At 38.3% G+C, this 23,013-nt stretch carries 20 protein-coding genes; 10 read left to right on the top strand and 10 right to left on the bottom strand.

Annotated features, from left to right (window positions below):
* Positions 1-4 precede the first annotated feature (4 nt).
* On the top strand, positions 5-2,650 hold the full coding sequence (locus QZ138_RS00895) for a PEP/pyruvate-binding domain-containing protein (RefSeq protein ID WP_292885051.1): 2,646 nt from the start codon (positions 5-7) through the stop codon (positions 2,648-2,650).
* 463 nt (positions 2,651-3,113) lie between these two features.
* Positions 3,114-3,917, top strand: coding sequence for an acetolactate decarboxylase (gene budA / locus QZ138_RS00890; RefSeq protein ID WP_292885048.1), 804 nt, complete (start codon positions 3,114-3,116; stop codon positions 3,915-3,917).
* 90 nt (positions 3,918-4,007) lie between these two features.
* Here budA and QZ138_RS00885 read toward each other — a convergent pair whose 3' ends face one another.
* The 5 genes from QZ138_RS00885 to QZ138_RS00865 all read right to left on the bottom strand — a co-directional run bounded on the left by QZ138_RS00885 (position 4,008) and on the right by QZ138_RS00865 (position 8,707).
* The gene (locus tag QZ138_RS00885) at positions 4,008-4,178 is read right to left on the bottom strand and encodes a hypothetical protein (protein WP_292885045.1); all 171 of its coding nucleotides are present in this window, start codon (positions 4,176-4,178) and stop codon (positions 4,008-4,010) included.
* Between the two features lie 39 nt (positions 4,179-4,217).
* Positions 4,218-4,460, bottom strand: coding sequence for a hypothetical protein (locus tag QZ138_RS00880; RefSeq protein ID WP_292600808.1), 243 nt, complete (start codon positions 4,458-4,460; stop codon positions 4,218-4,220).
* Positions 4,461-4,631: 171 nt separating this feature from the next.
* Positions 4,632-5,633: an NADH-dependent flavin oxidoreductase gene (locus QZ138_RS00875; protein WP_292885042.1), complete on the bottom strand. Its 1,002-nt coding sequence runs from the start codon at positions 5,631-5,633 to the stop codon at positions 4,632-4,634.
* Between the two features lie 105 nt (positions 5,634-5,738).
* Positions 5,739-7,457, bottom strand: coding sequence for a sodium-extruding oxaloacetate decarboxylase subunit alpha (gene oadA, locus QZ138_RS00870; protein ID WP_292885040.1), 1,719 nt, complete (start codon positions 7,455-7,457; stop codon positions 5,739-5,741).
* Positions 7,458-7,612: 155 nt separating this feature from the next.
* The gene (locus tag QZ138_RS00865) at positions 7,613-8,707 is read right to left on the bottom strand and encodes an inositol-3-phosphate synthase (RefSeq protein WP_292600802.1); all 1,095 of its coding nucleotides are present in this window, start codon (positions 8,705-8,707) and stop codon (positions 7,613-7,615) included.
* Positions 8,708-9,054: 347 nt separating this feature from the next.
* Between QZ138_RS00865 and QZ138_RS00860 the strand changes: the two genes are divergently transcribed.
* The 3 genes from QZ138_RS00860 (at position 9,055) to QZ138_RS00850 (ending at position 13,475) form a co-directional block, all read left to right on the top strand.
* Positions 9,055-9,900, top strand: coding sequence for a UbiA family prenyltransferase (locus QZ138_RS00860; RefSeq protein WP_292885037.1), 846 nt, complete (start codon positions 9,055-9,057; stop codon positions 9,898-9,900).
* Between the two features lie 38 nt (positions 9,901-9,938).
* Positions 9,939-11,507: a glycosyltransferase family 39 protein gene (locus QZ138_RS00855; protein WP_292885034.1), complete on the top strand. Its 1,569-nt coding sequence runs from the start codon at positions 9,939-9,941 to the stop codon at positions 11,505-11,507.
* Between the two features lie 429 nt (positions 11,508-11,936).
* On the top strand, positions 11,937-13,475 hold the full coding sequence (locus QZ138_RS00850) for an NERD domain-containing protein (protein WP_292885031.1): 1,539 nt from the start codon (positions 11,937-11,939) through the stop codon (positions 13,473-13,475).
* Between the two features lie 276 nt (positions 13,476-13,751).
* Here the strand turns inward: QZ138_RS00850 and QZ138_RS00845 are convergent, their stop codons facing one another.
* Complete coding sequence (locus tag QZ138_RS00845; protein ID WP_292885029.1) at positions 13,752-14,804, bottom strand: N-acetylneuraminate synthase family protein; 1,053 nt, start codon at positions 14,802-14,804, stop codon at positions 13,752-13,754.
* On the bottom strand, positions 14,788-16,473 hold the full coding sequence (locus tag QZ138_RS00840) for a cytidylyltransferase domain-containing protein (protein ID WP_292885026.1): 1,686 nt from the start codon (positions 16,471-16,473) through the stop codon (positions 14,788-14,790). Before QZ138_RS00840 ends, QZ138_RS00845 begins: the two co-directional genes overlap by 17 nt.
* Positions 16,474-16,560: 87 nt before the next feature.
* Between QZ138_RS00840 and hypD the strand changes: the two genes are divergently transcribed.
* From hypD to QZ138_RS00825, 3 genes are read left to right on the top strand one after another with little or no spacing between them, the layout of a single operon-like run.
* Entirely contained in the window at positions 16,561-17,607 is a 1,047-nt protein-coding gene (gene hypD, locus QZ138_RS00835; RefSeq protein ID WP_292600865.1) for a hydrogenase formation protein HypD, read from the top strand.
* A gap of 1 nt (position 17,608) precedes the next feature.
* Positions 17,609-18,313, top strand: a complete 705-nt coding sequence (locus QZ138_RS00830; RefSeq protein WP_292885023.1) for a phosphoglycolate phosphatase — start codon at positions 17,609-17,611, stop codon at positions 18,311-18,313.
* A gap of 7 nt (positions 18,314-18,320) precedes the next feature.
* Positions 18,321-19,628 carry a TldD/PmbA family protein gene (locus QZ138_RS00825; protein ID WP_292885020.1) on the top strand — a complete coding sequence of 436 codons (1,308 nt, stop codon included), beginning with the start codon at positions 18,321-18,323 and terminating at the stop codon, positions 19,626-19,628.
* Between the two features lie 23 nt (positions 19,629-19,651).
* Here the strand turns inward: QZ138_RS00825 and QZ138_RS00820 are convergent, their stop codons facing one another.
* The 3 genes from QZ138_RS00820 to glp are packed head-to-tail and all read right to left on the bottom strand — an operon-like array spanning position 19,652 to position 21,623.
* Positions 19,652-19,903 carry a hypothetical protein gene (locus tag QZ138_RS00820; protein ID WP_292600785.1) on the bottom strand — a complete coding sequence of 84 codons (252 nt, stop codon included), beginning with the start codon at positions 19,901-19,903 and terminating at the stop codon, positions 19,652-19,654.
* A gap of 8 nt (positions 19,904-19,911) precedes the next feature.
* Complete coding sequence (locus tag QZ138_RS00815; RefSeq protein WP_292885017.1) at positions 19,912-20,373, bottom strand: GyrI-like domain-containing protein; 462 nt, start codon at positions 20,371-20,373, stop codon at positions 19,912-19,914.
* Positions 20,374-20,399: 26 nt separating this feature from the next.
* Complete coding sequence (gene glp, locus QZ138_RS00810) at positions 20,400-21,623, bottom strand: gephyrin-like molybdotransferase Glp (protein WP_292885014.1); 1,224 nt, start codon at positions 21,621-21,623, stop codon at positions 20,400-20,402.
* Between the two features lie 109 nt (positions 21,624-21,732).
* Here glp and eif1A point away from each other — a divergent pair, with 109 nt between their 5' ends.
* Positions 21,733-22,038, top strand: a complete 306-nt coding sequence (gene eif1A, locus QZ138_RS00805; protein WP_292600781.1) for a translation initiation factor eIF-1A — start codon at positions 21,733-21,735, stop codon at positions 22,036-22,038.
* Between the two features lie 27 nt (positions 22,039-22,065).
* Positions 22,066-22,839 (top strand): serine protein kinase RIO, encoded by a 774-nt coding sequence (locus QZ138_RS00800; RefSeq protein ID WP_292600779.1) that lies wholly within the window; start codon positions 22,066-22,068, stop codon positions 22,837-22,839.
* Positions 22,840-23,013 lie beyond the last annotated feature (174 nt).

Here is a 23,013-nt window from a genome sequence, read left to right as displayed (position 1 = left end):
TATTATGGCGCCATTTGAGAGAGCTAAATCCGGAATTCCGGGACTTGACAAAGCCTTGGACAATATCCGTTTAGGGGATAATGTAGTATGGAACGTCACCAACCTACATGAATTTTCCTACTTTGTCGACCCTTACGTAAAGCAAGCAAAAGAAGACAACAGGAATTTGATATACATCCGCTTTGCCAATCACCCTCCATTGATAGATATGAGCGATGAAGATTTCAGATTACTTGAAATCGAAGAGGAAAATCCCAAAAGCGAATTTTGCATGATAGAACGTGACGGGATTAAAATATATAAGGTAAATCCCTATAACCAATTTGAAACATTCACTCTGGAAGTCCACAGAATAATCGAAAAAGAGGGATTTGATGCATTCTACGTATTTGACTGCCTAAGCGACCTTCAGGCGGTCTGGTCAACAGACCTGATGATGGGCAATTTCTTCAAGGTCACCTGCCCATTTCTGTTCCAACTGGATACAATAGCATATTTCCCAATCATTCGGGGAAGGCATTCCTATGATGCCATAGCAAAAATCCGTGAAACAACACAGCTGTTTTTAAATGTGTACTCCAATTCTCCAGAGGAAGTTTACGTATCCCCTTTAAAGGTATGGAACAGGTATTCGCAGACCATGTTTTTGGGACATAAGTTCAACCCAATAACAGGTTCTGTCAAAGTTCTAAAAGATGGACAGGAAGTCAGCAAATACTACAAAACCATTAATGATTCTGATAAATACCAAAACGGACAGATTTTGGACAGCTGGGAAAGGTACATGCTTCAGGTCAGAATGAAATATGGCGAAGGCGAGAACATTGATGACGAGTGCGATAAAATCTGCGAGCTGATGATGACAAAGGACAAGAGGATGCTTTCCAAAATCAAGGAATACTTCACCTTCGAGGATTACACCACCATCTATGACCGCCGCGTAGGCAGCGGACTGGTAGGGGGAAAATCATGCGGAATGCTGCTTGCAAGAAAGATAATTGAAAAGAACTGTCCCGACATCTACAACAACAGCTTTGAACCGGATGACTCCTTCTATATAGGTTCCGACTTGTTTTATACATATATCGTTTCAAATGACTTATGGGACCTTCGGGTAAAGCAGAGAACACCTGATGGATATTACAAATACGGCAGGGAACTGGAGGAAGCGCTTAAGAACGGTACCTTTTCCGATGAAATCAAAAAGGAATTCATACACATACTGGATTATTTCGGACAAAATTCGATAATTATCAGATCAAGCAGTTTCCTTGAAGACGGATATGGAAATGCATTTGCAGGAAAGTACGAATCAGTGTTTTGCGCAAATAGGGGAAGCCTTGAGGAACGTCTGGAGGCTTTTGAAGAGGCTGTAAAAATTGTATACTCAAGTACCATGAACATTTCCGCTTTGGAATACAGGAAACTGAACGATCTTGACGATACCGATGAACAGATGGCACTTCTGGTTCAAAGGGTTTCAGGCTCATACTATGGAAACTACCTCTTCCCAACTGCAGCAGGAGTAGGATTTTCATACAGCCCATATTCCCCTCTTCCGGATATGGACAACAGCAAGGGGATGCTGAGGCTTGTAATGGGTCTCGGTACAAAAGCCGTCGACAGGACAAAAAAGGACTATCCGAGAATTGTCAATCTTGACAAACCTGAAGTGACACTAACAAAAGACATAAAAGAAAAGCACAGGTATTCCCAACATTATCTGGATGTCATTGACCTGAAAAATGTAAGTCTGCATGACATTCCGGTTGATGAAGGCCTGGACGTGATTCCAAGATATTCCAAAAGGGTGCTGATTGAGCATGACCGTGAAGCGGAAAGAATGTTTCGTGACCGTGGACAGCGCCGTGAAATTGTGTTCGTCAATTGTGAGGGCCTCGTTAAAAACGAGGAGTTTATAAGAGTCATGAAGGAGATTCTAAACACTCTTGAAACCGCCTACGACTATCCTGTCGACATAGAGTATACCGTCAATGTCGGAGAGGATGGCACATTCAACATAAACCTCCTGCAATGCCGTCCGCTTCAGGTTTCAGTCAATGACAAAGCCATTGAAATGCCTGAGGACAAGAACGTCTTCTTCCACATTAAAGAGTCTTCCATGGGAATGTCACGGAAAAACAAGATTGACACAATCTGTTATGTTGACCCCCACAAGTATTACGAGTATCCATATGCCCAAAAAAGTTCAATTTCACGGGTTATAAGTGACGTGAATGCATATTGCAAAAGCAATGACAAAACAGCAATCCTGATAGTTCCGGGAAGAATAGGTACATCCTCTCCCGAATTGGGAATTCCGGTAGTGTTTGCAGACATCAGCCATTTCACTGCAATCCTTGAGGAATCCTACAGTGAAGTGGGTTACATGCCTGAACTGTCATTCGGAAGCCATATGTTTCAGGATCTTGTGGAGGCTGAAATATACTATGGGGCACTGTTTGAAAATGAGAAGAAAATAGAATACAACAAGGACATGGTCTTTGATTATCCGAACATCCTGAAGGATATAAATCCAAATTTGAATGAGGAAGTATATTCAATGATACAGGTCATAGATTTTGAGGACGAAAAGGCGGAATTCTATCATGACATGACCAAGGATGAAACAATGTGCATTTTCAAATGATTATAATGAAAGAGATTTCATTATTTTAGGGCAGGCGGGTGGGACATATGCCTTTTTATTTGTAATAAACCTTTTGCACAAAAAAGATTTTTTCAAATAAAAACAAAAGTATGACAAAATTCCGTGTGTTAATGGCCCTATGAGCTAGGGTCATTTCACATTTTAAAAACACCATCTATTTTTGACATTCCATGAAAAAAATAATTTAATCATCTAACTAAGCCGCAGAAGTAGCCTCATTAGCTATGTGAGATTAAAATACTGAAAGAAGCGGATGAGATATTAACTTTCAAATCGCAAAAGCTTTGAAATGTTGAAGCTGCATTTGATAATTATACAGGTGGCTTTTGTATCAGCATATTAATGAATATTCGGCAAACGATACAGAGAGCCATACACCAGTACATAAACTTATTAGACAATTCCCATATAAATTTAATTATCGAATTAGGAGGAAAATATCATGAATAAGAAAATAGTGTTTGCATTAATCATAATGGGCCTGCTTGCTGTTTCAGCGGTCAGCGCTCAGAATTCATTATTCTTTGGAAACAATAATGATGATTCAATGTATCAGGTCTCCCTAATGCAGGCTTTCATGCATGGGGAATATAATGGGGTAGTCACTGTTGGCGATTTAAAGTCACATGGTGACATCGGCCTTGGAACATTTGAAGGAGTGAACGGTGAGATGATAATCTTGGACGGCGTCATATATCAGGCGGCCGCTGACGGAAGCATCAATGTCATGTCTGATAATGAAAAAATACCATTCGCCACAATCACCAAATTTGACGAAGACGGAAAAATAGACGATATAACTGCCAAAGACTTTAACGACTTGACCTCCCAATTGGACAAGGAAATTGAAAAATATGGCACAAACAACATGTATGTAATCAAAATCAAAGGTGATTTTAAAAACATTACCGTCAGAAGCGTTGAAAAGCAAGAAGAACCATATAAGGAATTCACCGAAGTTGCAGCGGTAGACCAAAAGGTATTCAACCACACTGACCAGACCGGAACACTTGTGGCAGTATACTTCCCTGAGTACATGAACGAGCTGAACATGCACGGATGGCATCTCCATTTCCTCTCTGACGACAAGACAGTAGGAGGCCATGTTCTAGGATTAAATGACTTTAAAGGATCCGGACAAATTGATGAAATCCACGAATTCAACATGATTCTTCCAACCGATGATTCATTTAAAAATATGAATTTCACCGAAGACATGTCCAACAAAATAAGCAGCGTAGAATAACTCCCTTTGAGTTATTCTTCTTTTTTATTTTTAACACCATTAACTAGGTTCACAAACCATCTAAAAAAACACCCACTATTTTAAAATCCTCTAAAAATTTCGAACTTCAACTATCGAAAACTGACTTCTGTAAAACCTTTGATATATATCAAAAATCCTGTCTTTACCTTGCCCATCAAGATAATGGCCGTTTCCGTCGATTGTAATGCTTTTAGAAAATTCAACTGTTTCAGTGCCCTTATAATCATAATCCCTGTCCAAATAAATTGTAGAACCCTCTTCAGCACCATCAATTAAATCCTACAAATCCTTAAAGCTGCCTTCATCGGCACCTAATTTTTCGCCGTCGGCAGAGGTTAAAATAGTGTTGTTTTCATCAATCTGATTGTCGGTTGATTTTAAAACATCAACACTTTCTACTGTATGTTCGTTCGTAACTTCGCCGATTGTATCTGTATCATTCACATCATTTGCAGCAACCGCCGCCAATGAGAATGAAATGACAAATAAAATCGCAAAGATTACCACTATAATATTCTTCATGAATAACTCCTCATTAATATCAAATCATAATTCAATTATACTATACTATAATTTATTTTTAACATAATATAATTATTTTTAAAATTGAAACAAATAAAATAATTGCTAGAAAAATGAGTTATTCACAAGAAAAATAAAAATATAATTAAAAATAGAGTAAAAAATCTTATTTTAGTGTTTAAAACATGTACTGGTCTTTTTAGAGTAGCAGTTATTGCAGCTTTGACAGATTGATTCTCCCTCACCGTTCGTTTTCCACTCGGCCAGAAAGTCGGCCTGTGCCACAAACGGCTTGGACATTGACATGAACTCCACCTTTGAATGGTTCAAGACATCGTTCATTGATTTCATGTCCCTTAATGATCCTCCCAAAATAACCGGAATCTCTAAAGAGCCAATCAGCTCATCGGCATATACAAGGAATGGATTCTTATCCTTTCCGTCATAAAGATATGATATTGTACGTGCAGTCAATTGAATGCTGTCTGCACCTGCTTTTTCCAATTCCTTTGCAACCTCGATACTCTCTTCTGCAGTCATTCCATCCTTTCTAACATCCCACGGATTGATTCTGATGCTTACATGAAAACCGGGCATTGTCTTTTTGATTACCTTGATAATCTCTGAGGCGATTCTCACACGATTTTCAGTGTTTCCACCATAATTGTCCTGTCTTTGATTGAAGTAAGGGTTTATGAAACGTGCCAAATAGAAATTGTTTCCCATATCAATCTGAATTCCGTCAAAACCTGCAAATGAGAACTTCTTGGCAGCCATTATCACTTCAGCCTGCAGTTTCCTTATTCCTTCAGAGGTTAAATCATTCGGTTCCGCCTTCTGATTGTCACCGTCATCATAGTAAAAGAACGCCAATTGACCTAAAATTGGAACATCAAAATTATGGCAGATGTCGGTTAGCATCTTATATTCCTTAACGAACCCCAAATAATTCAGGTTTGCTGAATATGGTGCAAAACGGTCCTTGCGGTCAAGCACAAACATCTCTGATATTATCAGACCGGTTCCACTACCTGCAATCCTTTCATACTTGTCATAGATTGCAGGAGATAAAAATCCTCCATCTTCAGTTTCGGTTTCCCATGTGCCGGTCCTCACAATCCTGCTTTTAAGCTTCAAATCTCCAAATTGACATTCATCAAAAATATCTTTCATAATCATCACCAAAATAACTACTCTCTACAATAGTTAACTTTTAAAAACATATAAATTAACAGGTAAGTTTGAAATTACTAAAAAAAAAGAAAAAATAAAGGCAATCTATTTGATTACCATTATACAGTCATCTTTCTTGAGTTCGTCACCATCACTCACGAAGATTTCCTCAACGACACCATCCACTTCGGATTGGACATCGTTTTCCATTTTCATAGCTTCAACAACACAGATGGTGTCTCCCGCTTTGACCTCGTCGCCCACTTCAACAGTGAGTCTGATTACCATACCCTGCATTGAGGACAATACTGCACCTTCCTTATCCTTACAGTCGTTTTTCTCCTCTTTAGGTCCGATGTCAATACCGGTAGGCAATATTTTTACATTGAAGATGTCACCGTCAACTTCAACATCATATTCGTTTGGAATTTCCTTGGCGACAACAACTTCCACAGATCCTCCACGGGTTCCAGGAATAGGTTCAGGTTCCAAATCACCTTTAAGGAATTTCGGAGCTATTTGAGGATATAATGCATAAGTCAATGCATCTTCATCAGATTTGACAAATCCTGCCTCTTCACCTTCTGATTTGAATTTTTCAAATTCATCTTCAAGCAGGTCAGCCGGCCTGCAGGTAATGACCTCCTCATCACCGATTACCTTCTCAAATATTTCAGGGTCAACCGGTGCCGGAGATTTACCGTACATTCCTTTCATGTATTCCTTAACCTCATTTGATACGTTCTTATATCTTTCCCCACCCAACACGTTCATTACTGATTGGATACCGACAATCTGACTGGTTGGAGTTACAAGCGGAGGATATCCCATGTCTTTTCTGACTCTTGGCATCTCCTCAAGCACGTCAGTGTATCTGTCCATAGCATTCTGTTCCTTTAACTGTGATATGAGGTTTGAAAGCATTCCGCCAGGAATCTGATATAACAATACGTCAGTGTCAACACTTTCTGAAATAGGATCGATAAGTCCACCATATTTTGTCTTGAGCTGATCGAAGTATTCCTTGATGGATGTCAATAATTTTAAATCCAGTTCAGTGTCAAATTCAGTTCCCTGGAGCGCAGCAACCATACTTTCTGTCGGAGGCTGTGAAGTACCCCAAGCAAGAGGTGAAATAGCTGTATCTAAAACATCAACGCCGGCCTGACATGCAGCATAATAGCTGATCGGAGTCATTCCACTTGTACAATGACAATGCAAGTCGACCAACAAATCAGTTTCATCTTTCAGTTTTGTAACCAATTCGGAAGCGGCTGAAGGAGTAATCAAACCAGCCATGTCCTTGATGGATACTGAATCACAGTCAAGAGCTTCCAATTCCTTTGCAAGCTCCACAAAATTATCCAATGAGTGTACCGGACTTATGGTATAACTTATTGTCCCTTGAACATGTGCACCCTGATCCTTTGCCACTTTAATTGCTTTTTCCATATTTCTTATATCGTTTAAAGCATCGAAAATTCTAAAAACATCCACTCCGTTTTCATAGGATTTTTCCACGAATTTTGTTACAATATCATCAGGATAATGCTTATAACCTACTAAATTCTGTCCCCTCAAAAGCATCTGTATTGGAGTGCGATTAAATGCAGCTTTCAAATCCCTTAACCTTTGCCAAGGATCATCATTTATATACCTAATACAGGTATCAAAAGTAGCTCCACCCCAAGCTTCAACAGAGAAATATCCGACTTTATCCATCGCTTCTGCAATAGGAATCATGTCTTCGGTTCTCATCCTGGTTGCAAGTAAAGACTGGTGAGCATCACGAAGTGCTGTTTCTGTAAACCTTACTTTTGCCATTAATTACACCTCTTTTAATTTGAATTTATAAAATAATCTTAAATTATCCAACTATAATATATGTTTTTTGTAATATATAAATTGAATTATAAATCGGTTAAAACAAGAGAAAAAAGAAGAGAAATAAAAATAATTAAAAAAAAAGTAGTGAAAAATTATCTTTCCAATTCGCCGGAAATGAATTTTTCAACGTTTTCATATGCTTCGTCATCAGTGTATTGAATCGGAGGATGTTTCATTGTGTATGAAGAAATTGAAGTCAGCTGACCGCCAATGCCTCTTTCCAAACCAATTTTACAACATCTTACGGCATCAATTACACATCCTGCGGAATTCGGAGAGTCCTCCACACTCAATCTCAATTCGATGTTCATAGGAACGTCACCGAATGTGCGGCCTTCCATCCTGAGGAAGCATAACTTATTGTCGTTTTGCCATGGGACATAATCACTAGGACCTATGTGAATGTCACGGTCATCCATTCTTTGAGTCAAGACTGACTGAACAGCTTCAGTTTTGGATTCCTTTTTGGAGTCCAGCCTTTCACGGTTAAGCATGTTTAAGAAATCAGTGTTACCACCGGTATTGATTTGATAGGTTCTGTCTAATTTCACTCCCCTATCCATGAATAAACTAGCTAGTGTTCTGTGTGTGATAGTAGCACCAATTTGAGCCTTAATGTCGTCTCCTACAATTGGAATTCCTTTTGCCTTGAATTTAGCATCCCATTCATCATCACTTACAATAAATACAGGCATACAGTTGACGTATGCGATTTCAGCATCAAGAGCGCATTGAGCATAGTATCTTGCGGCCTCTTCGGAACCGACAGGCAGGTAGTTTACCAATATTTCAGCACCGCTTTCCTTAAGGACGCTGACTACATCCACAGGTTCCTCGTCACTTACAACAAACGTGTATTCATCGTCATAATTTGACATGTGATCGGCAACGCCGTCCAGAACATGGCCCATGCTTACCTTAACGTCATATTTTGGAATATCTTTTTGAAATACAGTAGTACAGTTAGGTTTGGCGAATATTGCCTCGTCGATTGTTTTTCCAACTTTTCTTGCATCCACATCAAAAGCCGCAACAACTTCAATGTCACTAGGAGCATATCCTCCAATGTCCCAATGCATCAATCCTATTGCGTCTTCCGGGTTTTTACCATCATAATAATGTATACCTTGAATTAAGGAACTTGCACAGTTCCCCATTCCTACAATTGCTATTTTAATCTTGTTCAATATAAACACCAGCTATAATTATAATAAAAATAATACTTTAGTTAAATAAAATACTAATATTATCTTGGTCATATCTATTTATATAATTTATCCTTATTCATGAATTTCGTTGACTTTTTTCAGGTCCCCCCATATAATGTCAAAACTCAATTTCAGAATTTTTCGAATTGGAATGATTTAGGAAACAGTTATTTGATTGCATAATATTTTAAAACTGAATAATGAAAGTCAGAGAAAAATTAATTTAAAGATTAAATTAAAAATAATAGTATTGGAAATGAATTTGCAAAGGATCATTCATCATAGAATACTGCAAAGAATTTTTCAAAAATCATCGGGGAAGTCGTATGAATCCATATATAGAAATTTTAAGACCTGGAAATGCATTAATGGGAGCAATTTCCATTATTCTAATAGCAATAATTGATAAGACAATCAGCATACCAATCATTCTTGCAATGTTGGCCGTGTTTTTTGAAACCGCCGCAGGAAACGTGATCAATGATTATTTTGACTATAACATAGACCTCATAAACAAGCCCAAAAGACCGATTCCATCTGGACGGATTTCACTTGAAAACGGGAAAAGATATGCATATCTTCTGTTTGCCGCCGGAACAGTCTGCGGATTCCTGATCAGCTATCTGACTTCCAACTGGATTCCTTTCATAATAGTTCTGATTGCCGATGTGGTTCTTTATCTGTATGCATATAAATTAAAGGCAACCCCACTGATTGGAAATCTTGCAGTCGGATTCATGACCGGTTTCGGATTTGTATTTGGAGGATTTACAATAAACAATCCAAGCATTGTGATGACTTCAATATTTTTAGGATTCTTTGCATTTGTCATGACAACCGCACGTGAAATAATCAAGGACATCGAGGATGTTGAGGGAGACAAAAAGGACGGGGCAAGAACCCTTCCCATCATGATTGGCAAAAGGAAACCAGCAATACTCGCCACTGCCCTAATCATTATCGACTGCGCATTATGTCCTTTGCTATACCTCTACCACATTTTTGGAGTGTTATACCTGGCAGTAATTGCAGTTGCAGTAATAATATTCATCTACTCCGCAATACTGATCATGAAATCACAGGAAGAACCTGTTGCCCACAAATCATCAAAACTGTTGAAGATCGGAATGCTTATTGCATTTCTATCCTTTGCACTTGGATCATTTTTTTAACATAAATTTAAATAAAATTATTAGAAAAAATAATAACAATGTTTGAGGAATTCAATATAAGACAAAAAGATAAATATTGCCTGCTGTTTATTCTGATTTTCAGCGTCATTTTGGTCGGATACTACATTAACTTCAACAATAGCATTGGAGTCTACTGTTCCGATGTTTACGTTTATCTTTTAAATGCTCTTTATTATACGGGAATCAATCTTCGTTCAACATCCACGATTTACTTATCACCCGTAATATGTCGATTGACCTCAATATTCTTTTATTTTGGCTTTGTAAACAAGCAGGCCATTTATATAGTGACAGGAGCCTTTGCGATATTTGGAAATCTTGGATTGTATCTGCTGTTTAAAAGATATTTCAATGAGATTCTAAGCCTTGCTGGCACAATAATCTACTGCTCACTGACCCTTTATCTGACATGGCTGGCAAATGGGACCTTGGACATTCCCGCAGTGTCAATGATCATCTGGATAGTGTTATTTAGCCTCATGGCCATAGATGACAATCCCAAATACTATCAACATGCAATATTATTCCTTGTATTGGGCATCTTTACAAGATACACAATCCTACTGGTGGTGCCTGCACTTATACTATACTATGTCTATAAAAAAGGGTTCAGGATGGATAGGAAAGAGCTAAAATATATCCTGAGAGGAATTGCAATAGGGCTGATTCTGGCGGCCATAATCATGATTCCAGTAATAATAATGGGAAATGGACAATTTGATGCAGGAAGCCAAATTTCATCGGGAATGATTGGTGCCCAGGGAACACAATCCGATCCTGCATATACTGAAGACACAGGCTACTACATAGCCAATCTCCCCAATTTCATTTCAAATTCACATACAGTAATTGACGGAAATCCTACTTTAGACAATCCTACACCTCTGGCCTGGGGAATTATCGGCATATTAATACTTGGAATGTGCCTTTGGATATATGACAATAAGCAAAAACCACAGAAAAAAGATATAATAGCACTTGTATTTTTTATACTGGCAATAGCGAGCTTTACACGAATCAGTTCCGTAATTACAACCATACTTGTTTTAATAGGCATTTATTTCATGGGCAGGGACAGCAAAAATAAAAACGAATATTTCATGCTTGCATGGATATTTTCAAACATAATATTTTATAGCTACTTTACAATCAAAGTAAACAGATACTTTTTACCGGCATTTCCGGCCATAGTCTATTTCATTCTGCTTTCAATCGAAACCATAAACAAGCATATTAAAATCAACAAAAACATAATACCGATCATACTAATAGCATTGTTTATCATTCAGGCTTTCGCATTCACATACACTTTTGAAGAGACAAATAAATTTAAAGCCATAGAAGAGATTGCAGATTACATTATCGTCAACCATCCGGATTATGAAAACATTAAAATTGGAGTGTACAATGTAAGAGCCTACAACTGGTGGTTAGGTGAAAACCTTCTGCCAATAAAAAGCAGCGACACCGGAATAATTGACTCGAGCAATGCCACATATTACATATCGAACAAAGACATAAATCTGACAAACTATACCATGATAAAAAACATAGACACCATTTACCTATATGAAAAAAGTGTCTAAAGATGAAAAGCCTGTCTTGTTTTAAGGAAATGCCGAAATTGCGGCGCCGGCTGACTGCAACATATTCATCATACAGCTTGATATGAATCATTCACCACAGGCCCGCTTGAGGCCAAGGATTGCTTCAAGCCACTGATTTTTGACAAAAAAACAACCCCCTGCAAACATTAGTAAAGGATAATGCATGAGTTGTTTGCGAATTTAATGGAAATAATATGTCCAATCATATTGAAACATCGTTAAATGATGAATTATTAAGTGAAATATTTGGAAACAATGAAAAAAAATTAATTGAAGAAAAATATAAGTGTAACAAGGTTTCAAAGCAAAAAGAAAGCATTTATCATGACTGCATCAATAGTTATTAGAAACATATATAATAAAAAAAATTTATAACTAATATCATAAAGCAATTTTTAAGAGGATATTATGAAAGTTGTATGCTGTAAGAACTGTGGTGCAAAATACCAACTCGATGATGATGACGATATCACAACATTTGAGTGTTCTTCATGTGCAGGTGACTTAGAATACTTAGAAGACTATTCTAATGAGGAAACCAAGGATGATTCTTCATTCACTGACTCATTCAAATATGATAATTCATATATTGTCCAATGCCAAGACTGTGGATTAAAATATAAAATAAAAAGCAGCGATAGCATACTTGATTATGAATGTGACAGTTGTGGAGGGTCTTTAAGATATTTGGATAGTGACATGAACAAGGAATTAGACAAATATCTTGAAGAAAGACAAAAAGAAATAAACATCATTAGACAAAACTCTAAAACTGAAACTCCGACATCTGAAGAATCCGCAAATGACGAACCAGATTTCTCTATAAAATCATTCACCGGCAAACTTGGAAGTTTCTTTTCAGAAGAACATATGCAAAAAATTGCAGATGATGAGCAACTAGAAGAGGAATTGGAATTAGAGGAAAATTATCCAAGAACTGCAAGGACTACAATTCCAGACGAGGTCATGACCAAATTCGGAAGAGAATTTGCGGTTCCAAAAACAAATGATTACAATATTTTGAAGAGTTTCCTCAAAGATGAATTTTTCAAAAGCGTAAGCGAATATTACCCGAAAGATAGTGAAACTAATAAAAAATCATCTGGAAGTTTGTTGGAAAGAATAAGTATTGCTGAACCTGACAACGGCGAAGTGATACCTGAAAAGAACTCCATTCACAATCCCGACATAGGATTTGATATGAATAACCTGGACGCCAATAGCATTGTTTTGATTGTGGGTATCGGTATTTTCATAATAAGCATTATTGAAATTCTGCTTCTCAATACAGGTATCGGTATCATTGCGATATTCATTGGAGTGATAATGGTCTGTATTGGACTTTACAGATCAAGAGATGAAAAACAAGTGGAAGAAAGAACAAGAATTATTAGAGAACATTTATTAACCCTTTCTGATGATTTCTATGTATTCTACAATTTAAGAACCCCTACATCTTCATCAAGCATTAACCACGTAGTTGTCGGCCCAACTGGAATTTATGCTCTTCTTTCACAGAAATACAATCCTAAACTCAGATTGGAATCAGAAAATGAAAACTTGAATCTTATCGGTTCCACTGAATTAGATGAAGATAAGATTGAGGAAATCCCTATCGACGGAAACAAAAGAAGATTTAGATACACTACAAAACAGGCTAAATTTTCTCAAGATGATAAAATCAAGCAAAAAGCATTGTCTTTAGGTGAAGATCTGATTAACTTCTTAAACGATAATAATATCAAAAATTGCTTTGTTGAACCGCTAGTTGGTTTTATTAATAATGAAGTTGTTGTGATAAACATGCCTTTGACTGATGAAGACCTGTTTATTGAGGAACTGTTGAATAAAATTACAACCAGCACAATAAAATTAGATCAAGTAACAATTGACAAATGCGCTGTTTTACTCAGCAAATATTCTGCAGACTGTTCTGCAGAAATTTAATTTCTTTTTTTTGATACTCTATTTTTAACAATTTCACAAAAATTTTATCGCAGATGTGCGTGAAAGTGTTGCAAAAAGCTATAGCAAAGAGTTCAATTCAAATTATGAAAGAGGCCTCACGCCAAATACAACTTAATAAGAAACAATATAATTTTAATGGAACGAATATTCAAGAAAAACAGCACTGCAATTATGAGGATAATTTCCATCCAGCATATGCCACGGCATCCACAATTCCGACAATGATTCTATGCAACACAGAGGTTTTAAAAGAGACTAATCCAACATGTCAAAATTAATTAATGTATCTTCTGAAATATCTGTCTTGGCGGTTTTTCCGATGATCTCATCAATCCTTGACGGATAAATCCCTGTGCCCGGACGTTTGAATGTCAAATCATCAGCAGTTATTACATCGCCCTGTTTAATGTCCCTAATAGCAACAATTGACCTTCTTGCAAGACGCCTTGAAGATGATTCGCAAATCAAAGGCTGCTTATTTTTCATGCCGTTGATTTTAGAGAGGAAATGAACATTCCACTTGAATCTGATAACATCATCAGGGTCCATTGCATGATAATGGTCATTGCCCGGCAGGGTCTTGTCCACAGTAAAATGCTTTTCAAGAATTGTTGCCCCATAATTATAGGCAGTTGTTAAAACAGCCATATTTTCATCAGGTTTTGTATGGTCAGAATATCCTATCTCATAATTCGGGAAATTTTCAGCCAAATCCTTAATCATCATGAGATTTGCATCCTCATATGCGGTAGGGTATGACATAACAGAATGCATTATCGCAATGTCAACTGTTGAAACCTCCTCAATTGCATTGACCGCATCTTTTATTTCATTTAATGTTGCAGCGCCTGTTGAAAGTAAAATTGGCTTATTCTTGCCCGCAATATATTTGATGAATGGAATGTTGGTCAAATCAGAAGAGGAAATCTTGTAAATATCCATAAATTCATCCAGGTAGTCCACAGCTTCAAAGTCAAAGGGAGTGGATAAAAACTTTATTCCAAGCTGTTGGCAATACTCTGCAAGCTCCCTGTACTCGCCCACACCGAACTTGTCGAATTTTTTAAACATTTCGTATTGGGAAGTTGTAGGTTCTTCAGACAAATCCCGATATGCAGGGGAATTTCTTGATGCAATTGTTTGCGCTTTGTAAGATTGAAACATGACAGCATCAATACCACATTCCTTTGCCTCATTAATCATGAATTTGGCAGCTTCCATATCTGAAATTCCTTCCTTTTCGGCAAGGTCAAAAAAATTAACTCCGATTTCTGCAATCAGATATGGATATTTATTGAATATTTTCATGTTTTTGCCTCTTTAACTCAAATTTCCTATATCTTTCACGAACAATTGCCCAAATGTTTTCAAAGCCATCTTTTAAATCAATATCCAACATCTTCCGATTCATTTCAAGCCTTAATTCATAATCGTTTACCAGACTAATGAACTGGTCTATAATCTGCTGTTTATCAACATCGACCCCGAGACCCATGTTAACAAATCCGTTTGTCTCATTTGCAAAGACATGTGTCATCTCACGGTCATTCTGACACAGGCAAATTGTCGGAACTCCCAATGAACAGGCTTCATACATAGTCCTGTCGGGCGAAGTGAATATTAAATCAGCCTTAAACATGAATTCACTGACATCTGAAACATTTCTATAAATTTGAATTGATTGGTTTGATTCATATTTATCGATCAAGGCCTCCAGGCCATCATATCCCAATCCCAGAATCACGTTTATTCTTCCGCCATAGTTAGTTGACAAAATCGAATCTAGGACCTTTTCTGTGAAATTGTTCTGATCGGTTCCTCCGAAAGTGATCAAGACGTTTTCAACCTGCTGAGTAATGACCTTTTGAGGCTGGAAATAGAATTCATCCTTAAGCATATAGTATTTGTAACCTGTGAAAACGTTCTTTTCACCAGCTTCATGTTCATAGAATGCATCAATCACAATATCAGCCACTTCACTACCTACTCCCAAATCCTCAAAGTTAACGACAAAATACCCCTCCTCCTTCAGTTGGGTGACATATTCCTTGGAAGTGTCAAGAATATCATTGGCAACAATATGCGGAGAGTATTGCCTTAAAATTTTTATCAGGTCATCTTCCCCATCATAAATCTTAAACGGATAATTGTAATTGCTTACAATATCTATTCCAAGCTGATGCTGTTCATCCATAAGGAACAGAACATCATGAAAATCCAGTTTAGAAGCAAGGGACAGACATCTGTAGACATGGCCGGTTCCGATTTCATCATATGCATTTACAACGAAAGCAACCTTTCTCCTAATAAGGTAATTTTCCGCAATCCACCAGCCCTCATAATTGTCAATGTCAACGCTTTCCTGACGGGACAGTTCAATCAGTTCCAGATTGGTTCCCAGCCTAGAATCCTCATGGACAAAGTGTCTGCGAGTTATAAAAATGGCTCCGGTTTCCCTGAAATCCTTCGGAAGGAACTGCCTGTTTTTTCGCTCAATATAGTTTGGGAAATACCTCTGATTTTTCTCATCATATCCCCAACTCAAATGCCTGTCATCCACAACAGACAGTACGCTGTCAATAGAAAAATCATCAAACTTTTCAATTGCAGAATCAAGAGAGGATGGCTTCAATAAAGGCGAAGTGGGCTGAAGCGTTACAACAATATCATACTCGTCAAAAGTTTGCTTTTCCTTTTTAACCATTGCATCATATACAACAGGGTCAAGCGGAACATCATCACCGGACAACTCCTCGGAACGCATTATTACGCTTGCTCCAAATTTTTCTGACAGCGATGCAATTTCAGAATCATCAGTAGTTACCACAATATCATCAACATACTCTGATGATTTGGCTATATTGATGGGGTAGGAAATAAGGGGCCTGCGGTTAAGCAAACGAATGTTTTTGCGCGGAATGCCTTTTGAACCTCCCCTTGCAGGAATAACTACTAAAATTTTATTATTGTTAAACATAAATCTCCCTTAAAATACAATAAATTTAATAATACAATAATAGATATAGTAATGATATAATATTAAATCTTCGGTGTTATTATGAGTATGAAAGAAATGTCAAAAAAATTAATAGATAAAATTAATGACTTAGCAACACCCGTTAAAATAATGCACGTGTGCGGTTCACACGAACATACAATAATGGAAAACGGAATTAGAAGCCTGCTTCCGGAGGAAGTTGAAATCATTGCGGGGCCGGGATGTCCCGTATGTGTAGTTCCATCACGTGAAATCGATGAAGCTCTGGAGCTGATTGACAAGGGAGTTACAATAACCACCTTTGGAGACATGCTAAGGGTTCCGGGTTCAGAAAGATCACTTGCAGATGCCAAAGCGGAAGGCGGAGACGTAAGGGTCGTATATGGTATCAACAAGGCAATTGAAATAGCTGAAAAGACAGACAATGATGTGGCATTCATTTCAGCAGGATTTGAAACAACCGCCCCTACAACCGCCGCAGAACTTCTCTCAACTCCGCCGGAAAACTTCTCAGTACTGTCCTGCCACAGGCTGATTCCACCGGCAATCGACTTTCTGATCAATTCAGGCGAAACTACCTTGAACGCATTAATCCAGCCCGGACATGTCTGCACAATAATCGGAACAAAACCCTTCGAATACTTCTCAACAGAATACGGAATTCCACAGGCAGTAGCCGGATTCAACCCATTGGACATATTGATGTCCGTTTACATGATTTTAAGACAAATCCATAACGAAACACCGAAAATAGAAAATGAATACAAAAGGGCCGTTAAAGAAGAGGGAAACGTAATAGCAACAGACATGATTGACCAGGTGTTCGATGTGACATCCAGGGAATGGAGAGGATTTCCAAAAATACCTAATTCCATTCTTGAAGTCAAAAAGGAATTTGCAGACTTCAACGCCCGTGAAAAATATGACATTGAAGTCAAGGACGTGAATGAAGCGCCTAAAGGATGCATCTGCGGACCTATCTTAAGAGGCCTTGCAAGACCTGAAGACTGTAAACTCTTTAGAAAAGCATGCAATCCGCTGCACCCGATTGGAGCATGCATGGTAAGTAAAGAGGGAACCTGCAACATTGCACACAGATATTCAAGGGGATAAAATGGCAATCGAAGCGATAGCAGTGGACATCGACGGAACAATAACCGACGACAAAAGGCAAATATGCATATCAGCGATTGAAGCCCTAAGGAAAGCTGAAGCCGCAGGAATTCCAACAATAATCGTTACCGGAAACGTCGTGAACTATGCCTATGCAACAGAAGTTCTGATAGGATGCAGCGGAGGCCTTGTAGCAGAAAACGGAGGAGTCGTGTTTAAGGAAGGAGAAAACAACAATGCCGTTGAAACAATGGTTGAAAGGGATTTCGTAACCTCAGCAGAAAACCACCTGAAAGAGAAGCTGGGCGAAAAATTCGACAGGAACGCATCACACGACAACATGTACAGGCTAACCGAAACCGTATTCTACAAGACAATTTCCAGAGAAGAACTTGAGGATGCCCTCACAGACTTCGAATTCCTAGACCAGCTTGAAATCTATGACAGCGGCTTTGCACTGCACATTACCGACAAACGCGTAAATAAGGGAACATCACTTAGATATTTATGTGAAAGAAACGGAATAAACATGGAAAACGTTATGGCAATCGGAGACAGCCAAAACGATGAGGATTTCCTGAAAGAAGTTGGATATAAGATAGCTGTCGGCAATGCAGACGACAAACTGAAGGAAATAAGCACATATACCTGTGAAAACATATTCGGCGACGGAGTGGCCGAAGCGATTGAAAAATTTGCATTATAGTGATAAAATGATATACGAAATTGCAGAAGACGTTAAAAGGACACTTGAAAACAAATGTGACGATTACGAAATTTATATCGATGAGGGAAGGACAATCGAACTGGATTCCCTCAAGGATGAGCTGAACTTTGCAAAAGAGGAAATCGAATTGGGTCTTGGAATAAGAATCATTAAGGACAACAAGCAGGGCTTTGCATTTACATCAAACATCAATCAGATTTCACAAACTGCACTTAAAGCCATTGAAAATGCCAAACTGACCAAAACCGATGAAAATTATGCATTTGCGGAAGTCGAAAAGGTAAGTGATGTCAAAAATGTTTATGACAGCAAATTCAGTGATTTGAGCGTTGACGATTCTGTCGAATTTCTAAAGGATACCATAGCCATCGCAAACGACAGCGGATGTGAAGTGACAGGCTCAGGGTTCAGTGCAAGCGAAGGAAGGTCACTGATTGTCAATTCAAACGGAGTCTCAATCGAAAACAAAGGAACTGGATTCGGTTTAGGATTATCCGTAATAATGCAGAATGACGGCAAGATTGCAACCGCATACAACTCCCAGTCTTCAAGATTTTTCGATATCGATGGTGAAAAACTGGCCAATGAGGTTTGTGATTTGGCAAAAAGTTCACTCAATACAAAACCGGTAGAAACCGGAGACTATAGTGTTGTGCTTGACTATTATGCTGCAATCGGATTGCTTCAAACGTTCCTGGGCGCATTTGACGGTGAAAATGTGCGCAGAGGAAGGTCAATTCTTAAAGGAAAAACTGGCCAGGAAATCGCTAACGAGTCATTGACCATTACCGACAATCCATTGCTTGAAAGGGGAATGTATTCATCAAAATGCGATGGCGAAGGAAGTGCATCCCAGAAAACAGACCTGATTAAAGATGGAAAATTAAATTCATTCATTTATGACATATATACCGCAAATTGCGAAGGGGTCAAAACAACCTCAAACGGACTTAGAGGGTCATATTTCTCAACTCCAATGATCAGTCCGACAAACCTTGAGTTTAAGTTCAGCGAAAAAAGGGATCTAAGCGAAATCAAAAGCGGCGTTTTGACAACAAGCGTCTTAGGCGCACACACTGCAAATCCGATTTCAGGTGATTTTTCAGTTGAGGCAAGCAACGCATTCAAAATAGAAAATGGTGAGCTCACAGAACCGATTTCAAAAGCAATGATTTCAGGTAACATATTTGAAATCATGAAAGGAGTTGAAGGCCTTGAAGGCGAAATCAAACAATACGGATCATTCATCATTCCAAAACTGCTGGTGCATAATTTAAGGGTGGTTGGTCAGTAGTCAAAAAAAGAGATTGAGAAAAATTAGATTTTTTTCAATTTTTCTCTGTATCTGTCAATTGTATCGTGTTTATTATATTCAACGGTCATGTGCTTTTCGGCCAATTGCTTGTCTTCATCAAATAACTTTATTTTATCATTTAAGGCCTTATCCATTTCCTTATCCAATCTTTCGAGTTGTTTTGAATAGGAATATTCTGCCTTTTTGATGTTTATATTTGTTTTGCGGGAAAGCCTTTGGATTTCCTCTTCAATATCAACTTCTTTTTTAGCCATTTTAACACCTACATTTCAATGATAGGCAATTGAATCTCGGTTACATAATCCTTTTCATCATCACAGTTGTATACGCCCTTAATAAGGACTTCCTTAGGTGATCCGATAATGTCATAGTGGTTTGCCTGGGCAACTTCAACAAGTTCCGCATAAGTGTCCATGATGCTGTCGGTCGGGCCGAAATGCCTGGCTGCCAAAACCTTATTTTCAATCATGTCAACAACGCGGATCCTTTCGGTTTCATCAGGATTGCCTTTGAGAGGTATGCTTACATCATAAACAACATCACCCTGATTCACTTCATGCCTTGGTGAGAAATAAACAATAAACGGTTCTCCATCAGTTTCGATATCTTCAGTATCAACCCAATCCATCAACATGGACAAAAACACTTCCAAATCTCCAATTGGGGTTTTGCAGTTAATAACTCCGAGCTTTTGTTCTGGAATTACCTTCACTTCATAATCCATAATTACACCTACATTAAATTTTAATCTTAATTGAATAAATATACTTCGACTTCCTCGCCTTCGTCAACAAGTTCGACCAACTTCGGAATCTTTACATAGCCGTCAGCGGTGGACAGTGAGAATATCGCTCCTGAATCCTTAAATATCGGATGGACGTTTTCCCCATCAACCTTGACCAACTGGTATTGCATTCTTCCAACCTGTGAGTGGATTCTTTTTGTGATTTTGCCCTTATGGGTTTCCAGCTCGAAGTTCCTGTCGATTCCCGCAAGCCTTGTCAATGGCTCAGCTACAAAAGCATTGAATATCATCAGTGCGGATACTGGATTTCCAGGAAGCCCGATTACGATTTTGCCGCCAATTACGCCAACGATTGTCGGCTTTCCAGGCTGGACTGAAATTCCGTGGATATGCACTTCGCCCAATTCATCCAGAACATGCTTAAGCACATCTCCCAGACCGGCAGAGGTCCCTCCGGAGCAGAACAATACGTCAACTTCCTTCAGGGATTCGGTTATCTTCTCTTTGACCTCATCATAGTCATCCCTCATGACCCCCAAAAATCGGGCATCAGCACCGCAGGAAACGGCATCGTTTTTAATCATTCCTCCGTTTACATCATAGATTTTACCATATTCAAGCTCTTCGCCCTGAAGGGTTATTTCATTTCCTGATGAAAGTATACCGACACTCGGTTTTTTAAACACTTCAATGGTTTCAAAGCCCTGTGACAACAAAACGCCGATTTTACCTGGATTTAAGAAATCGCCTTTTTCAAGAATCAATTTTCCCTCTTCAATGTCTGAGCCTTTCTTGGCGACATCCTGAAATGGGGTTGCGGTAGTCAACAAATCGACAGTCCCTTCACCTTTCTCGGCATATTCGACCATGACAACTGCATCAGCGCCTTCAGGCATTGCGGCACCTGTGCTGATTTCAATGCACTTGCCTTTTTCCACATTCCTGTCGGTGGTGGCGCCGGCTTCCAAAAAGTCAATGACCTCCAAAGTATTCGGAGACTCTTCTGAAGCTCCAAAACTGTCGCTTGAAAGGACTGCAAAGCCATCCTTCAAGGCTTTATTAAAAGGAGGAAAATCCATTCTGGAATAAACGTCATCAAATAATATTCTGCCGTAAGCGTCAGCCACATCAATCTCTTCGCTTTCAGGCTTTAAATTTTCATCGAACAACTCTTGAATAATGTTAATTGCTTCGTCGCATTCCTTAATTTTTAAAAATTCTGTTCCCATAATATCACAATATAGTAAAATCCAATAAATTAATATATAATATATTACTATAAATATAAATAATTTAATCTATTGGATAAGATTATATTATTATTTTGGAGGAGAGTATTTGTCTAAGCCTAATAACAACCAACAACAAGAGTATAGAAGGGTAAGAACTCCTAAAAAAGGAGAAATACCTGGAGTAGTTGAACAAATTATGGGACACGGTAAATTAAAAGTTCGTTGTGCTGACGGCCATATCAGAATGACCAGAATCCCTGGAAAAATGAAAAAACGTATTTGGATACGTGAAGGAGATGTAATTTTAGTAAAACCATGGGATTTCCAGTCCGACGAAAAAGCCGATGTGATCTGGAGATACACCAAAACAGAATCCAACTGGCTTGAAAGAAAAGGCTACCTGAAAATGTAGTCTCACTTACTTATTTTTTTGATTATAATGGATCCTAAAATAGCTAAAGCAGACGCCAAACATGCAAAAATTCATTCCGAAAAAAGAAAGAAGGACAACTCCGAGAGAAAGACCGGAAATGAAGTTTTTGACAAAATTACACTGGAGACATTATATAAATTAGCTAATCAGGGATACATTGATGTTTTAAACGGCGCCATAAGTACCGGAAAAGAGGCAAATGTCCTGACAGGAATAACAGACGACGAAAAGTTCGTTGCGGTCAAGATTTACAGGATTGCCACTTCTGATTTTAAAAAGATGGATTATTACCTCAAGGGCGATCCGAGATTTAATGTCAAGACAAAAAACAAAAGAAAAATCATCTATTCATGGGTGACAAAGGAGTTTAAAAACCTGACAAGACTTGAAAATGCGGGAGTCAGAGTTCCAAAACCCATAACAAGTGCAAACAATGTACTGTTAATTGAATTCATTGGTGATGAGGATGGAAACCCTGCACAACCTGTGAGAAATCAGCCTCCGCAAGACCCGGATGAATTCTGGAACCTGCTTCTTGTCGATTTGAAACGATTCGTAAACGATGCAAAGCTTGTTCACGGAGACCTATCCAATTACAATCTCCTGAACCTGGATGAAAAACCTGTGATTATTGACGTTTCACAATCAGTGGTTCTGGACAATCCGATTTCAAAGGAATTGCTTGAGAGAGACATCAACACACTTGTTCGTGAATACACCAAGCTTGGCGTTAAAACCAGTTTTGAAGAAGTTTGGGAATATATTGACCCAAAGTTTTAGAGATATCATGAATGCCTTTCCTCATCGATGTTGGTAAAGATATAACTCAATATTAAAATGATTACTGCAATTACCACTTGAACCACCCCACCCTAAAAGAGGGTGGGGATTCCTGAATTTTTTTTCACTTAATAATGGTTAATTTAAGTATTTTTTCAGGCTATCCCCGTTGAA

This window comes from Methanobrevibacter sp. UBA212 (assembly GCF_905233225.1).
GTDB lineage: Archaea > Methanobacteriota > Methanobacteria > Methanobacteriales > Methanobacteriaceae > Methanocatella.
The sequence above is the reverse complement of the archived record's forward strand: the minus strand, read 5'-3'. Positions and strand labels throughout refer to the sequence as shown.